Source organism: Auritidibacter sp. NML120636, assembly GCF_003185945.1.
GTDB lineage: Bacteria > Actinomycetota > Actinomycetes > Actinomycetales > Micrococcaceae > Auritidibacter > Auritidibacter ignavus.
The window spans coordinates 1-15,560 of record NZ_QHLO01000010.1; the positions used below are offsets into that span (position 1 = coordinate 1).

The 15,560-nt window shown below is 59.3% G+C and carries 12 protein-coding genes; 8 read left to right on the forward strand and 4 right to left on the reverse strand.

Going from position 1 to position 15,560, the window contains the following annotated elements; all coding sequences use genetic code 11:
* Positions 1-233: 233 nt before the first annotated feature.
* Genes bioA through bioD form a run of 3 tightly spaced genes read left to right on the forward strand, consistent with a single transcriptional unit; the run spans position 234 to position 3,453 of the window.
* Entirely contained in the window at positions 234-1,568 is a 1,335-nt protein-coding gene (gene bioA, locus DCC25_RS08880; RefSeq protein WP_110101448.1) for an adenosylmethionine--8-amino-7-oxononanoate transaminase, read from the forward strand.
* Positions 1,565-2,719, forward strand: a complete 1,155-nt coding sequence (locus DCC25_RS08885) for an aminotransferase class I/II-fold pyridoxal phosphate-dependent enzyme (protein WP_110101408.1) — start codon at positions 1,565-1,567, stop codon at positions 2,717-2,719. Before bioA ends, DCC25_RS08885 begins: the two co-directional genes overlap by 4 nt.
* Positions 2,716-3,453: a dethiobiotin synthase gene (bioD, locus tag DCC25_RS08890; protein WP_199445909.1), complete on the forward strand. Its 738-nt coding sequence runs from the start codon at positions 2,716-2,718 to the stop codon at positions 3,451-3,453. Before DCC25_RS08885 ends, bioD begins: the two co-directional genes overlap by 4 nt.
* A gap of 345 nt (positions 3,454-3,798) precedes the next feature.
* Here bioD and DCC25_RS08895 read toward each other — a convergent pair whose 3' ends face one another.
* The gene (locus DCC25_RS08895; RefSeq protein WP_110101410.1) at positions 3,799-4,872 is read right to left on the reverse strand and encodes a helix-turn-helix domain-containing protein; all 1,074 of its coding nucleotides are present in this window, start codon (positions 4,870-4,872) and stop codon (positions 3,799-3,801) included.
* Positions 4,873-4,995: 123 nt separating this feature from the next.
* Between DCC25_RS08895 and DCC25_RS08900 the strand changes: the two genes are divergently transcribed.
* Positions 4,996-6,822 carry an NAD(P)/FAD-dependent oxidoreductase gene (locus DCC25_RS08900; RefSeq protein WP_110101411.1) on the forward strand — a complete coding sequence of 609 codons (1,827 nt, stop codon included), beginning with the start codon at positions 4,996-4,998 and terminating at the stop codon, positions 6,820-6,822.
* Positions 6,823-6,881: 59 nt separating this feature from the next.
* Positions 6,882-8,273 (forward strand): 23S rRNA (adenine(2503)-C(2))-methyltransferase RlmN, encoded by a 1,392-nt coding sequence (gene rlmN / locus DCC25_RS08905; protein ID WP_110101412.1) that lies wholly within the window; start codon positions 6,882-6,884, stop codon positions 8,271-8,273.
* 1 nt (position 8,274) lies between these two features.
* Here rlmN and DCC25_RS08910 read toward each other — a convergent pair whose 3' ends face one another.
* Positions 8,275-8,739: a hypothetical protein gene (locus DCC25_RS08910; RefSeq protein ID WP_110098162.1), complete on the reverse strand. Its 465-nt coding sequence runs from the start codon at positions 8,737-8,739 to the stop codon at positions 8,275-8,277.
* Positions 8,740-8,980: 241 nt separating this feature from the next.
* Between DCC25_RS08910 and DCC25_RS08915 the strand changes: the two genes are divergently transcribed.
* The 3 genes from DCC25_RS08915 to DCC25_RS08925 all read left to right on the forward strand — a co-directional run bounded on the left by DCC25_RS08915 (position 8,981) and on the right by DCC25_RS08925 (position 14,677).
* The gene (locus DCC25_RS08915) at positions 8,981-10,213 is read left to right on the forward strand and encodes an acyl-CoA dehydrogenase family protein (RefSeq protein ID WP_110098161.1); all 1,233 of its coding nucleotides are present in this window, start codon (positions 8,981-8,983) and stop codon (positions 10,211-10,213) included.
* Between the two features lie 148 nt (positions 10,214-10,361).
* Positions 10,362-13,622 (forward strand): DUF3427 domain-containing protein, encoded by a 3,261-nt coding sequence (locus tag DCC25_RS08920; RefSeq protein ID WP_233488025.1) that lies wholly within the window; start codon positions 10,362-10,364, stop codon positions 13,620-13,622.
* 56 nt (positions 13,623-13,678) lie between these two features.
* Complete coding sequence (locus DCC25_RS08925) at positions 13,679-14,677, forward strand: AAA family ATPase (protein WP_110101413.1); 999 nt, start codon at positions 13,679-13,681, stop codon at positions 14,675-14,677.
* Between the two features lie 135 nt (positions 14,678-14,812).
* Here the strand turns inward: DCC25_RS08925 and DCC25_RS08930 are convergent, their stop codons facing one another.
* Entirely contained in the window at positions 14,813-15,187 is a 375-nt protein-coding gene (locus tag DCC25_RS08930) for a hypothetical protein (RefSeq protein WP_110101414.1), read from the reverse strand.
* A complete protein-coding gene (locus DCC25_RS11235) occupies positions 15,094-15,498 on the reverse strand; it encodes an MHS family MFS transporter (protein WP_146206444.1) in 405 nt (134 codons plus the stop codon). Before DCC25_RS11235 ends, DCC25_RS08930 begins: the two co-directional genes overlap by 94 nt.
* Between the last annotated feature and the right edge of the window lie 62 nt (positions 15,499-15,560).

A 15,560-nucleotide genomic window follows, 5' to 3' on the forward strand; every position in this document is an offset into this window, starting at 1 on the left:
AGCAGTCAACGCGCGTCCTGGACTCCTGGCGGCAACACCCCCCGGATCATCGATGACAGGGCAAAAAAACCATACCAGGACCAGCGACCAGATCCTCTGATGAGGACCTACAAATGAATGTAACGGGCGTGTCGATTTGGCACCCAACTGAACAGTGTTCAATAATAAGAAGATGTTTAGATCTTCGTCACACCCCAGTGATGCTCGCGGTGTCGCTACGGACCAGGTCCGCCATGTCTGAACCTGTACCTGGGGCTCAGGACAGTACATTGCAGCGGGATACTGGGTTGCTGTGGCACCCGTACGGCCCGCTCGATGCTGGTGCACACTTTTCGGTAACCGGTGCCGAGGGGCCCTACGTCAACCTGGTGGATGCTGCAGGCACCAGACATCGGCTCCTTGATGGAATGAGCTCGTGGTGGTCGGTCGTCCACGGCTACCGGAACCCGGTGATGGATGCGGCGCTGACCCAGCAGATCGGGCGTTTCTCCCACGTGATGTTTGGCGGACTGACCCACGACCCTGCCGTGGAATTGGCTGAACGCCTCGTCGAGGTCACCCCGGCCGGGCTCGATCACGTGTTCCTGGCTGATTCCGGGTCGGTCTCCGTCGAAGTCGCCCTCAAGCTGGCGATTCAGTACCAGCGTGCCCGCGGGCGAGAACGCGGTACTTTCCTTGCTCTTGAAGGCGCCTACCACGGCGACACGACCGGGGCGATGAGTGTCTGCGACCCGGTCGGTGGCATGCACGCGGATTTCGCCTCCCTCCTAGCTGAAAACATCTTCCTCGCCCAACCTCCACTCCCTGAGGCACCCGCGGCCGAGGTGCAGGCATGGGTTCGTGAGGCAGAAAACCTCGTGGATACCTCTGCGGGCAAGCTGGCCGGCGTTATTGTTGAGCCCCTGTTCCAGGGCGCGGGAGGAATGCGACCTTACCATCCGGCGGCACTGCAGGCTCTGCGACGATTGGCCGATGACATTGACGCAGTGCTCATCGCCGATGAAATAGCCACCGGCTTTGGGCGGACTGGTAGCGCTTTCGCTTCGCAGGTTGCCGGGATTACCCCCGATGTCATGTGTCTAGGTAAGGCTCTCACCGGGGGATATGTATCCATGGCGGCTCTTCTGTGTAGCGGTCCGATTGCCGAGGTTATTACCCGCTCCTCATATCGCGCGCTCATGCACGGCCCGACATTCATGGCCAATCCCCTTGCCTGTGCGGCCGCGAACGCCTCCCTGGGGCTGCTCTTCGGCGATGAAACCAGCGGGTGGCAACCGGCGATCGAACGCATCTCCCCGGCGCTGGAGGCCGGTCTTGCGCCGGCCCGGGAGTTGCCGGTCGTCACTGGGGCGCGCGTAACTGGCGGAATTGGTGTTATCGAACTCAACCGGCCTGTCGACATCGGCCTGACCACCCGCGTTGCGGCCGAACACGGGACATGGCTCCGACCCTTCCGGCGCCACATCTACACGATGCCACCCTATATTTCCACGGCCGAGATGGTCGATAGAATGACGCAGGCAATGGTCGCTGCGGCCGAGGCACATTCCCAGGAGTCGGCATCATGAACGCGATCACTGCTCGCCTTGCAGTCGCCAGTGATCGTCGTGTCACGGCCAATATGGACCGTAGCGACTCAGCGCTCGCCGGTCTCGACCTCGCGTCGAACGACTACCTCAGTCTCTCTCGCCACCCAAAGGTTCACGCTGCCGCGGTAGCCGCGGTTGAGGAGTTCGGCACCTCGGCACGCGCATCCCGTCTTGTCACCGGGACGACAGGCGCGCATCATGCCTTGGAAGCCGCCCTGGCCCAGCGCCTGCGACACCCCGCCTGTGTGACCTTCTCAAGTGGCTATATGGCCAACATGGCGGCTGTCACAACATTGGCTGGTCCCAACACGCTCATCATCTCCGACGCGCATAATCATGCCTCGCTCATCGATGCGTGCCGGTTGACAAAGGCGCCCGTGCATATCGTGGCACACAACGATACGGCAGCTGTTGAGACCGCTCTGGCTGAACGGGCTCACCCTGAGGCGCTTGTGATCGTCGAATCGATCTACTCCGTCCTCGGCGATGCCGCGGACCTTGAGACACTGCTCGATTTGTGCGCCCGGTATGATGCCATGCTCCTTGTCGATGAGGCCCACGGGCTGGGTATCGCTGGTACCGGTGAGCACACCGGATTCGGTGCTACCGCCCAACTCAGCGCGCACCGCGACCGTCTGGTAGTCACCGCGACGCTGTCGAAGGCCCTCGGTTCTCAGGGTGGTGCTCTGCTGGGTAGCGAGCTCGTCCGCGATGCCACAATCAACACCGCCCGCTCGTTTATCTTCGACACCGGCCTGGCCCCGGCTAATGCCGCTGCAGCCCATGCCGCGCTCGAGCTCATGACCCCCGACCGTGTGGCCGATATGGCAACGGCTCGAGCTCAGCTCGCCGCCGCGCTCGAGGTACCGGTCCCGGCCGGTGCGGTGCTCTCGGTGCCGATGCCGACACCCGAATCCGGGGTGGGAGCTCGAGAATTGCTCCGCGAAGAGGGCATCCTCGTGGGGTGTTTCCGGCCTCCTTCAGTCCCCGATGGCATCACGCGAGTGCGGTCTACAGCACGCGCCGGTCTCAGTGACGCGGAACTGGAACGTGCCTGCACGCGCATCCAGGCGATTATCCGCGCCTGCGCCTTATCAGCGTCCTCTGGTACCCGGGCGGCCGACTCATGATGCCCCGGTACGTGTTTGTCACGGGTACCGACACGGGGGTCGGCAAGACCATCACGACAGCTGCGCTGGCTGCAAGGCTGTCTGCCACCGGGCGACGAGTGATGATGGTCAAGCCGGTCCAGACCGGTCATATTCGCCCCGACGATCCCGAACGCGCCGTGCTCGAGGCGCAGTATTCCGATGTCGTCACCGAATCCGATGCACAGATCGTCGCCCGGCTTGCCGGCATCGAAACCTTCACCCACGTGACCCTGCGATTGCCGATGGCGCCGGTACCGGCCGCCAGGGCCGAGGAAGTCTCGTTACCGACCGTTGATGAACACGCTGCCCTGATCCGTGCACTGGCCACACGGACTGAAGCTGACCATGTCCTCATCGAGGGTGCCGGTGGTGTGCTTGTCGACTTCGGTGGCCACACGCTGGCCGATCTCGCCCGAGCCTTAGCGGTCGACTTAGACGGAGACGTCAGTGCTATCATCGTCGCCCGTTCACGGTTGGGCACACTTAATCACACCGCGCTGACCGCCGAAGCGCTCTCTCATCGTGGCGTCGAGGTCAGCGGGATCATCATTGGTTCCTGGCCTGATCCTGCCCTACCGGTCGATGTCGACAACCGCCAGGCGCTTTCAACGATTGCCCCGTTACTCGGGGCGATACCGGCGGCGGTCGGCCATAGCCTTGGTGCCGAAGAGTTCCAGGCACAGGCACCACGGTGGCTAGATCTACCACTGTGATTCGTCTCAGGAGCGTAATTCTGATTCCGATGGCGCAACAGGCTGGTTAGCGGGATGAATTCCAGAACCGGGCATTTGCGGTTGAACGGAATGTGCTCACTGTTAGGCAGGATGCTCGGCCGTGGGTCTGCTCCCGGACGTGGGAGGAACGGTGGCTGAGCGAGAATACTCCTCCGGCCACAGTTATTGCGTCGATGGGCGATGACTGATCCCTTGTTTCTCGTGTTGCCTACCGGGACGACCATCAAGGCTGTATTGCCGAAGTCAGCTGGCAGAAGAGAAGCTTTTGGGCTCACTCAGTACGATGCTTGAGTACTTTCGGTCTCGAACGCTCCGGGACTTCGGCTAGAGGTCTTGGTCTTGGAATGCCATTTCGGTTCGGCGCCACCGAATCTGTTGTGACTTAGTACCTGCTGAGCGCACGAGCTGTTCGACGTGTTGATCCAGCCAGGCCCGCCACTGCAAAATCCGCTCATTGGCCGAGTGCGCTAGTAGTGGTTGGGTATAAAGATCGAGGACTCCATCAAGATCTTCCTCGCTCAGAAGTTGCTCAACTTTACTAACGTCGGATGTAACCACGACATCTTCGGCAAACCGGTAGGGCTGGGACAGCAACGCATCACCGAGCACTTTTCTGAGTCTGTGCATCTCCGTCCTTATAGTTCCGGGTAGTCCGAAATCCCCATAAAGTTCACCGGTCAGTTCCGCTGCCGACCACCCGCGCCGGCGTGACTCCAACATTGCGAGAACCTCTGCCCCGCGCAAGGGTATTTGCGTCCATCCCCGCCCAGGCACGGAGACTGCGGGCTGAGAACCAAGCAACCTGAGACGGACTAGGTTAGCTTCCGAAGCTTCTTCTAATTGCGACCGGAGTAAACCGGTTGCCAGGCCGGCGCTGAACTGAACCATGGCGGTGATATCTTCGCTGATGGTCGTGCACGGGCCGGTGATATCGAGAATTCCGATGACAGACCCTGATCTGGGACAGGTTATGGGGGCCGCCATACAACTAAATCTCTGGTGGCTATAGGCAAAGTGCTGTTCCCCGGAGACGAGTGATGCTGTTTGTGTCCTTAGTGCCTGGGAAATGGCATTGGTTCCCACACTGGGTTCGGACCAACCTGCGCCCTCCACGAAGCCAATCCGGTCTGCCTGGTTGAGCATCTTCGAGGTGCCGTATCTCCACAACACGGTTCCGAACGAGTCGGTCAGAATCATGACCTGCTCGTGAGAGCTGCACATTGAAAACGCTTCCCACAGCGGAGTAGCAATGTCCGATAGGCCACTGCGGAGCCGTTGCAACTGGACATCATTGTCGCTGTGGACCAAAGCTGGTTCCTGTAAGTCGCGAGAAAGGCCCAGTTGAGCGCATCGGGCCCATGCAGCGGTGAGTTCTCCTTTGGTTTCTGTAACCGGCATGTAACCCCCTAGGTGTTAACCTCGGAGCATCAATGTGATTGATGTCACTATATCAGTCTGCACGGTGTGTTGAGAGATGTCTGTCGCGGACTGGTATAAGACGACGAATTCGAGGAGAAAACCATGACAAACGAAAACACCCGTCAGGTGCATACATCAGTTCAGGAATCAGCTATTGCCATCGCCGAAAACTGGCTTCAAAGCTTCTCGGAAGCTTTGGACTCCCATAACGCCGAACAGGTGGTAGAGGTATTTGAGCCAGACGGTTTTTGGCGAGACTTCGTGGCGTTTACCTGGAATCTCTACACTGCTGAAGGGCACGAGCACATCAGGGAGCTCGTCGCTGCGACCCTGGAGCAGGCATCACCACGCAATTGGCGCATTACTGAGGAACCGGTCACCGAGGATGGAGTTACCACCGCGTGGCTAAGCTTTGAGACCGATGCTGGGAGAGGGGAGGCGATTGTGCGGATCCGTAACAACGTCGCCTGGACATTACTGACTATTCTCGAGGAACTTCGCGGGTTCGAAGAACGGGTGGGTCGCCGTCGCCCGCAAGGAGTAAGCCATCGCATCACTAAAGGACGCAAGACATGGCTCGAAACTCGTCAAGAGCGCGAGCAAACACTCGGGGTAACTGAGCAGCCCTATACGTTGATCGTTGGGGGAGGCCAAGGCGGCATCGGGTTGGCATCACGCTTGGAGAATCTTCAGGTGCCCACTTTGGTCGTCGATCGTTACGAGTCTCCGGGAGATGCATGGCGTAACCGCTATAAGTCTCTACACCTGCATGACCCTGTGTGGTACGACCACATGCCCTATATGATTTTCCCCGACAACTGGCCGGTCTTCCCGTCCAAAGACAAGGTCGCAGACTGGCTTAAGTACTATGTGGATCTCATGGAGCTGAATTACTGGTCCAGCACTACCTGCACAAATGCGCAGTGGCACAAAGAAACGCAACGCTGGGAGGTCCGGGTGGACCGCAACGGCGAAGAGGTCACCCTCTACCCCACGCACCTGGTCTTCGCGCTGGGTGTCTCCGGATACCCACATACTCCAGTGTTCCCCGGCCAGGCTGAATTCGCCGGCGAGCAACATCATTCCTCTCAGCACCGTGGTGGTGAGGCTTACGCGGGCAAGCGTGCGGTGGTGATTGGATCTAACAACTCCGCGCACGACATTTGTGCCAGCCTCTGGGAGCACGGCGCGAACGTGACGATGGTTCAGCGTTCCTCCACACACATCTCGCCCAGTCATTCACTTATGAAGCTCGCGCTCGGACCCCTGTACTCCGAAGATGCAGTGGAGGCAGGAATCGATACAGACCGGGCCGACAGGCTATTCGCTTCCTGGCCTTACCGAATTCTGCCGGATGTTCAACGCCCGGCTTTTGAACAAATGCGCGAGGAGAATGCGGAGTTTTACCAGGCATTGGAAGATGCGGACTTTAGCATCGACTTTGGCGAGGATGGCTCAGGACTGTTCCTGAAGTACCTACGACGTGGTTCCGGATACTACATTGACGTCGGAGCTTCACAACTGATCATTGATGGTGAGGTGAGCCTGCGCAACGGGCAGGTGGATCACCTTACGGAGCACTCGGTCGTACTCGCCGATGGCACGGAGTTGCCCGCGGATCTCGTGGTTTATGCCACTGGCTTCGGCTCTATGAACGAATGGCTGGCCGACATTATCTCCCCGGAAGTTGCTGACACCGTGGGGAAATGCTGGGGTTATGGCTCCGATACCAAAAGGGATCCCGGTCCTTGGGAGGGAGAACTTCGCAATATGTGGAAACCCACTAACGTGAAAAACCTCTGGATCCATGGCGGTAATCTGCATCAGTCCAGGCACTATTCCAAATACCTGGCGATCCAGCTGAAGGCCCGCTATGAAGGGCTGGACACGCCGGTGTATAAACTTCAGAAATCACACCACAAGTCATGATGTCTGGATGGTCGGTTTGTAGACCGTGGGTGCGGTAATCATGCGATAATTAAAGCGTTATGTCGCAACGTTATACCCCACGCCAGCCAGGTACCCGCCCCGTGAAGCGCGAGACCGATCGCGCAGGTCGAACGCGCCTGAATCCGCCGAAGCGGGCACTGATGGACGAAACTGAGGCGCGGGAACTCGCCGAGGATCGCGCTCGCCTTAAACGGCACGGATACGGTGCGCCCAGCGAGTTTAGCCCGCGTCGGACCGATAACAACCGTCCCCAGGTGCGACCCCAGACCGAAGGATGGGTCCAACAGACCGGGCCTGACGGGCGTCCGTTGTTGCAGTTCAAGCAACGGCCCAAAGTCGCTCAACCCCAGACACATCTGGCGGATTTGAGCCTGGACGAACGTGAGGCCAAGTTGGTTGAGTTGGGCTACCCGACATTCCGGGCCAAGCAGCTCTCGACCCATTACTTCACCCACTACACCACCGATCCGGAGCAGATGACCGACTTGCCCGCCGGATCCCGTGCCGAGCTGGTTGCCGAATTTTTTCCACCGTTGCTGACTGAAGTTCGGAAACTCACCACCGAAAACGGTGACACCGTGAAGTTTCTCTGGCGGCTTTTTGACGGTGCCCTGGTCGAGTCCGTGCTGATGCGCTACCCGGGCCGGATTACCCTGTGCGTCTCATCGCAAGCTGGCTGTGGCATGAACTGCCCCTTCTGCGCCACCGGGCAGAACGGCTTGACTCGCAATATGTCCGCCGCTGAGATCGTGGATCAGATCGTGCATGCCAATCGCTTCATCGCCAACGGCGGATTGGGTGGACGAACCCACCATGAATCCGGTGAGGCAGAACGGGCCACCAACGTCGTCTTCATGGGCATGGGGGAACCCCTGGCCAACTACAAACGCGTCATCGCCGCGGTCCGCCGCATGGTCGAGCCCAGCCCCGCCGGATTGGGGATGTCGGCTCGAAACATCACCGTTTCCACCGTGGGCCTGGTGCCTGCGATCAACCGTTTGGCCGCCGAAGGCATTCCGGTGACCTTCGCCTTGAGCCTGCACGCCCCGGATGACCAGTTGCGTGACGAGCTAGTGCCGGTCAACTCGCGCTGGTCGGCCGATGAGGCCATCGATGCTGCCTATAACTACTACAAGGCCACCGGTCGTCGTGTCTCCATCGAGTACGCGCTGATCAAAGATATGAATGATCACGCCTGGCGCGCCGACTTGCTGGCGAAGAAACTCAATGCCCGCGGACACGGATGGGTGCACGTCAACCCGATTCCGCTCAACCCCACTCCCGGCTCAATTTGGACGGCTTCGGAACCCGAAATCACCGACGAGTTCGTACGCCGACTCAATGAAGCCGGGGTACCGACCACCTTGCGTGACACCCGTGGTCAAGAAATTGACGGGGCCTGCGGTCAGCTGGCGGCCGACAACGCCTAGATTAGCGTTGGTTGGCGATTTCCAACGGGGTCGGATAGAGCGACCGGGCTTTCTTAGTCGGTAGCACTGTAGCGCTGACCGGGTGCGGACCGGTGGTGCCATCCGAAGCCGTCGAGCTCGGCTGATCAGGGGGCGGTTGACAGCCTGCCCGGGCGCCGGTGAGTAACTCAAATAATGGGTCCAGCATGGACTCGATGTCCTGCAGATCCTGTTCGGAGAGGATGCCCCCGTTTTCTTGTTCCAGCTTCTCGCGACGGACCAAGTGGGCCAGCAGTGTTCCCCGATAAATATCGACCTCATCCTCGAAGCCGACGGTGACCTTTTCGGAGCCACCAATGACCAGCTCAATGGCGTAGGGAGTACGGATGAGGCAACTCAATGTTCCGGTGACGGTGCGATTGCCTGCATTCACTTCGATGAGTTGCTCAATATTTCTCAGGTCCAAGTCCTTCGCCGGTATTCGCATTGACTGATCCTTTATCTCTTCCTGACGATCCGGTCTTGCCACAGCACGTAGCAATAGTGTCCTAGTTCACATTTGTTTGAAAATATTTCACTAGGTCGCGCCCTGAATGTCTAGTGTTTCTGTCAAAATGGTGTCATTTTTCGGTTCTTTTGCATCACGATTCAACCCCACAGCGCGCAATAGCCGCGGTGTGCTCTAGACAACAATCAATCGCAACCGTGAACAGCGGTAGCATGTGAGTATGACAGAGAACACTTTTCCAGGCCGTACTGAGCCCGACTACCACGTGACCGATGCCCTCGATGTTGACTACTATCAGGTCTTCTCCGATATCCCCGACGAAGATCGTGCGGTGTGGTTGCGCGCCCGCGATTATGCTGAATCCGTCGCTGAGCAACTGGCTGATGGATGGAATAAGCACGAATACTCGGTCTCGATCGCCCAGGGGCTCGGCAAAGCAGGTCTGCTCAGCGACGGGCTCGACCACCCCGACCTGGAAAAATTCTCTCCGCTGGCCACCGGTCTGGTCAATATGGAGCTCTCCCGTGTTGACGGATCGCTGGGCACCATCCTGGCAGTCCAGGGTGGGCTGGCACTGCGAACCCTGGTTTACTTCGGTTCTGAAGAACAGAAAGCAAAATATCTCAAGCCCCTAGCCACGGTCGAGATTCCGGGGGCGTTTGGTCTGACCGAACCCGATCACGGCTCCGACTCGGCCGGTCTGGAAACCCAAGCCACCCGCCAACAAGACGGCTCCTGGGTGCTTCGTGGCTCGAAGCGCTGGATTGGTAACGGCGCTGCCGGGGGCATCACCTTCATCTTTGCCCGAGTCAACTCCGAAGGTGCAGAAGACCACGGCAAGGTGCGTGGCTTTATCGTCCCACAGGAAACCGAAGGCTACTCGGCCACACCGATCCGCTACAAAGGGTCGTTGCGCGGTATCGACCAGGCCGATATCTGGCTCGACGACGTGCATTTGCCCGCTGATGCGGTGCTTCCAGATATGCACAATTTCAAAGACGTCTCCAAGGTACTGTATGCAACCCGTGCCGGTGTCGCCTGGTCAGCACTGGGTCACGCCACCGGATGTTTTGAAGCTGCTCTGGCATATGCCACCCAGCGCAAGCAGTTTGGCAAGGTGTTGGCCAAACACCAGATGGTTCAAGAGCGCCTGACCCGGATGCTCTCCGAATTGGTGAGCATGCAACTCTACTGCGTGCAACTGGCCAACTTGGAAGCTAACGGCATCCTTCGTCCCACCCAGGCATCGCTGGCCAAGTACAACAACACCCGCACCGCTCGGCGGATTGCCGCTGACGCCCGCGACTTGATGGGTGGCAACGGCATCAAGCTCGAGCACGGTGTCATCCGCCACATGGCTGACATTGAAGGTATTCACACCTATGAAGGCACCGAGTCGGTGCAGGCCCTGCTGATCGGTCGTGACCTGACCGGACACGGTGCCTTCGCCTAAGTTGCTTGCTCGCGCTGTGGCGTGACACTGTCGCCCTCGTGGTGGCTGGAACCCAATATGCTGGTTCCGGCCACCACGTGATTTTTAACCACCTCCGCCCACGCGGCAACTATGTGCAGAAACAGCTGCACCTTATAGTATTTTCGGTATGAGTCGCCAGCGCCCCGACCAATCTGAAATGCCTCTTCCCCTCGGAGCCTACGAGGCGCTACTTACCCACCGCCGACAGAGCCAATTGGACCAACGCCTGGCTGACGGGACCGTCGAGGCCTCTATCCGCCCGGTGGCTACTGGGGAGGAAAACTCCCAGCTGGCCCAGTATCTTTCCGGACTCATCCAGCGCGCGCTCGAGCACTGCGACACCACTAAAAAACGCCTTGCCCTAGCCGAGCGCGTGATCGGCGTGCTCGGAGACGAGTTCGCCGCCGACCAGCTTCTTCCCGCCCCGGAGTCAAAACCACGGGCGCAACAGCTACTCGACCTGGTCAGTGCGGAACTCAGCGACCACAGCACCACCCATCGCGTGAGCGACAACTCAGCGTACCGCCTGGTGCGTCCAGAAACACCATTATCCGAGGCCGGATTGCTGACCCACAGCCGAGAGGGCGAACCACAGATCGGAGCCGAGATTCGTTCCGAGCTTGATACGGCCGATCGCGTCGACCTGCTGATGTCGTTCGTGAAGTGGTCCGGGTTGCGGCTTTTCGAAGCAGAACTGACCAGACTCAAAAATCGCGGAGCCACGTTCCGTGTGCTGACCACCACCTACATCGGTGCCTCAGAACGAGTAGCGATCGACCGGCTCGTCAAAAAATTCGGGGCCGAGGTCAGAATCAGCTATCAGACCACCAGTACCCGGTTACACGCCAAAGCCTGGTTGTTCCATCGGTATTCGGGATTCTCGACCGCCTATGTGGGGTCCTCGAATCTTTCCCGGGCGGCCATGCTCGACGGGTTGGAATGGAACGTTCGCCTCTCCCAGATCGCCACCCCGGCGGTGATGGACAAATTCCAAGCGACCTTCGAAACCTTCTGGGCCAGTGCCGAGTTTGAGCCCTACGACCCCGAACACGATGGCGACCGACTGGAGCGTGCGCTGGTAGAAAACCGACATGACGGCCCCACCGTGACCATGACCGTCGGCGATGACGTGGCTACTGATATCAGCGGACTGGAGGTGCGCCCTTATCCGCACCAGGTCATCATGCTTGAACAATTGGCCGCCGAACGAGCCGAACACGGCCGAAATAAAAACCTCGTCGTGGCAGCCACCGGCACCGGCAAGACCGTGGTGGCCGGACTCGACTACCGGAATCTCGCGCAAACACCCGACCCGCAGAACCCCTGGCGCCATGATCCACCACGGCTATTATTCGTTGCCCACCGCCAGGAAATCTTGCGCCAATCCCGGCGGACTTTCCAGGAGATCTTGGCCGACGGGTCCTTCGGAGAGCTCCTGGTCGATGGAGCGAGCCCACGGACCTGGAGCCACGTCTTCGCCTCCGTACAATCACTTCACGATGAGGTCATCACCCGCATTGATCCGGAGCATTTCGACGTGATCATCATCGATGAGTTCCACCACGCCCAAGCACCGACCTACCGGCGTCTGCTGAATTACTTCCAGCCTCGACAACTCCTGGGACTCACGGCCACCCCCGAACGTGCTGATGGCGTCAATGTGGCGGCCTTCTTTGATCACCGCATCGCGACCGAAATGCGACTGTGGGACGCATTGGAATCAGATATTTTGGTTCCCTTCCACTACTTCGGCATCGCCGACCTCGACGAGTTGAACCTCAGCCGGCTGCGGTGGACACGAGGCCATTACGACGAAACCGAACTCAGTAACCTCTACACCGGCAATGACGCACGCGTGCGCCTGGTGGTTAAAGCACTGCGTGATAAGCTCACCGACCTGAGCCACATGAAGGCGCTGGGATTCTGTGTCGACGTGCAACACGCCGAGTTCATGGCCACCCGATTTAACCAGATCGGAATTGCGGCTCAGGCGATTACCGGAGGAACCCCGAGTGACAAACGCCGGCTGTATGTGGAACAGCTCACTACGGGCGTGCTGAAGATGATCTTCACCGTGGATGTCTTCAACGAGGGTGTGGACATCCCCGAGGTCAACACGGTGGTCTTCCTACGTCCGACTGAGTCACCGGTGATTTTTCTCCAGCAACTGGGTCGTGGTCTGCGCCGTGGCCCCGAGAAGAACGTGCTCACAGTGCTGGACCTGATCGGGCAACAGCACGAAAAATTCCGCATGGACCGCAAGTTCCGCGCTTTGACCGGCTCGGGTCGTCGCAGACTCGTCAAGGATGTCGAACACGGTTTTCCCTACCTGCCTGCTGGCACCCAGATCGTCCTCGACCAGATCGCTAGCGACCGGATTCTCGACAATCTGAAGAAAAACACCTCCAGCACCAAAAACGCTGTGATTCAAGACGTGCGGGAACATCTGGGGACCCGGAACATTTGGCGCTATACACTCCATCACTACCTCACGGAGGCAGACCGCACCATCGAGGACATCTACCGCTCGGCTGGCTCCAAACGGTCGTGGACCTCCATCCGTGCCGAGGTGGCAGGCGACGACGCACCGGTGACTGACGAAGACCTCACCACAAGCTTCGGAGCCTTTCGTCTCTTGCACGTCAATGACGAACAGCGGGTGAAAATCTACCGCGAGCTCATCCACGAACCCTTCAGATACGAGGTACTGACCGAGCCAGAACAACGCTGGGCGCGGATGTTCTACTTCTCTTTCCTGCATCCTTACCAGAAGGACGACACGTTCGCCTCCTATGACCACGCGTTCGACTGGCTACGGAACCAAAAGATCCTAGTGGACGAAATTGAGCAGATTTTTGAGCACAATCTCGCCACCGCCCGGATCGTTCCCGCCACCACCGCCCTGGGGGAACAGGTGCCCCTAGTAGCCCGGGCCAGTTACCGCCGCGAAGAAATCTTGGCTGCCTTGGATGTCTCCAGCTGGGAAAAACCTCGAGCCTCCCACGTTGAGGGTGTCCAGTACTCGGAGGCTTTTGGGACCGATGCGTTACTGATTAACCTGCACAAATCCGAACGTGATTTTTCCCCGACCACGATGTACCGGGATTACGCGATCAGTCCCGAGCTGTTCCACTGGGAGTCTCAGAGTAAAGTCGGTCCCGATTCACCAGCCGGGAAACGCTACAAGGGCAAAGCTGAGAACGGGACCCATACGATGTTGTTTGCCCGGCATTCTCCCACCGATGTCATCGGCACCCGAGCCTTCGTCTGTCTCGGCACCGCTGACCTGGTGTCCTACGAAGGCGCGAAACCGATGACCATCATCTGGCGTCTCCATCAGCCGATGTCCCAAGAGCTGACGCAGATGGCCAGCGCCGTGGCCTCCTAGACAACCCGACTATGATGGGTATGTCACACTACATGATCTAAGGGACTGATTTCTCCATGTCAGGGCTAAGCCACGACATTTCTGCCTTAGTCGCCAACCACGCTGCCGGCGACGACGAAAGCTTCTATGCGGTGGCCCGCGACGTTGCTACCCGCGAGCTACGCGACGGGCGACGCAACTCCGCCCAAGAGATTCACAACGCGGTCAATGCTGCCACCGGTGAGAAAGCCAGCGAAGACGAAGACCTCGACGCCGAATACACCGACGCGTTGGTTGATTCGGACCTGACCGAATATATTGAGGTCACCCGCCCCAAAGGACATCTGGATGATCTGATCATCTCTGACGACCTCATCGAACGGCTCCGGCAACTGATTGCCGAGCACCGTTCGGAAGAAGAACTCAAAGAAGCCGGCCTCTACCCAGCCTACCGGGTGCTCTTAGAAGGCCCGGCCGGGACTGGTAAAACCGCTACCGCCAAAATTTTGGCCTCAGAACTGGGGTTGCCACTGGTCACCGTCTGGTTGGACTCGCTGTTGGCTGCCTACTCCGAAGATGAGGATGTTCGGTCCTTGCGGGGCGTATTCAAAAAACTCACGCAACGCAACGCGATCTTCTTATTCGACATGTTCGGCGTCGTCGCCATCGAACACCGCGACGCCCGGGACCGTGGCGTGTTCCGGGCGTTCATGATGTTTTTGGACGAGATTCAGCCCGGCTCCATCGCGCTGGCGGCCACCAACCGGCGGGAAGCGCTGGAACGGTACATGTTCCGCCACTTCGACGTCGTGCTGAACTTTTCACTACCAGACCCGCGGGTGGCGGTCCAGGTGATGCGCAATGAACTGGGTAACCTGGCTCCGGACGTCACGGTCAATGAGGCCGACGTGTACGGCCAATACATGCCCGGACTCAGCCACGCCGAACTGGTGCTGGCCGCCCAGGACGCCGCCAAGGCCGCAGTGCTACGTGGCGCGACCCAGGTGACCCAGGACGATTTGATTTTCGCACTCACCAACCGTGGAGCGCACATGCTCAACGACCACGAAGACTAGTACCCTGCCGATACGGCCCTCGGTGCTGAGCGCGGGGAGCGAACACCACGGCCACCAGTGACAGCAGGCAACAACCGGTTAGGAAAGCACCTTGGCCTCCCGAGGTGAAGGTGATGACCAGGCCGTCGCCGGTCGCTACGGCCAGCACGGCGAGCCACGCAGAACCGAGGCCAAACCGAGCAGGATCGCAAAAGCGGTGACCGAGCCGATCATCGCGCCCCGGGCGGCCGGGCGGGAGAGCCCGACCTGTTGGAAGGTCATCGGCGAGATGGCAAACACCGCCAAGGTATAGTTGACGGCATTGTGGCCGGTCATCATCAAAAACCCGGTGACCAATCCGTGCAAATGGTGGCGGAACAGTCGTGAGACCGGAGCACGCTGCTGGTCCTCTCGTTCTTCGGTGCGGTCACGTGCCTCTAAGTACTCGGGTGTTTCTTCCAGCCGTTGGCGGATGAAAACCGCCAGGAACGCCAGTGTCGCCAGGGCGATACCGGCCGCAGGCCTGCCCACGACGAATGAGGTGAACAGTCCACGCCGTTTTGGGGAACAAATTCGGCTACCAGCGTGGTGGCCCCGGAGAGCCCGATGCCGGCGGTAGCCACACCCATGACCATGACGGTCAGCAACAATGCGGGGCGACGGCCGTAGTGGTCGCCAACATGACCAACGATCAACCCTCCCAACCGACGGGCAATACATCCCACCGCAAAAGTGGCGAACGCACCCAGCGTGGCAGGGGCCTCCCCGCCGGGGCAGAACAGCGGTGCGACCAGGGCTTGGTGGGCGCCAGCAGACAGGCCCTCACGACGTTGTTCAAGCATGGCCGTCACTTATCAATGCTCAACGTCAGCCCCCAGAAAACGGCCTGTTTATGACACCGGGC

What these genes read in the sequence shown, in the direction of transcription:
- DCC25_RS08895 (WP_110101410.1), bottom strand. Translation starts at nt 4,872, where the DNA reads ATGCCGGTTACAGAAACCAAAGGAGAACTCACCGCTGCATGGGCCCGA.
- DCC25_RS08900 (WP_110101411.1), top strand. Translation starts at nt 4,996, where the DNA reads ATGACAAACGAAAACACCCGTCAGGTGCATACATCAGTTCAGGAATCA.
- bioA (WP_110101448.1), top strand. Translation starts at nt 234, where the DNA reads ATGTCTGAACCTGTACCTGGGGCTCAGGACAGTACATTGCAGCGGGAT.
- DCC25_RS08925 (WP_110101413.1), top strand. Translation starts at nt 13,679, where the DNA reads ATGTCAGGGCTAAGCCACGACATTTCTGCCTTAGTCGCCAACCACGCT.
- DCC25_RS08910 (WP_110098162.1), bottom strand. Translation starts at nt 8,739, where the DNA reads ATGCGAATACCGGCGAAGGACTTGGACCTGAGAAATATTGAGCAACTC.
- rlmN (WP_110101412.1), top strand. Translation starts at nt 6,882, where the DNA reads ATGTCGCAACGTTATACCCCACGCCAGCCAGGTACCCGCCCCGTGAAG.
- bioD (WP_199445909.1), top strand. Translation starts at nt 2,716, where the DNA reads ATGATGCCCCGGTACGTGTTTGTCACGGGTACCGACACGGGGGTCGGC.
- DCC25_RS08915 (WP_110098161.1), top strand. Translation starts at nt 8,981, where the DNA reads ATGACAGAGAACACTTTTCCAGGCCGTACTGAGCCCGACTACCACGTG.
- DCC25_RS11235 (WP_146206444.1), bottom strand. Translation starts at nt 15,498, where the DNA reads ATGCTTGAACAACGTCGTGAGGGCCTGTCTGCTGGCGCCCACCAAGCC.
- DCC25_RS08885 (WP_110101408.1), top strand. Translation starts at nt 1,565, where the DNA reads ATGAACGCGATCACTGCTCGCCTTGCAGTCGCCAGTGATCGTCGTGTC.
- DCC25_RS08920 (WP_233488025.1), top strand. Translation starts at nt 10,362, where the DNA reads ATGAGTCGCCAGCGCCCCGACCAATCTGAAATGCCTCTTCCCCTCGGA.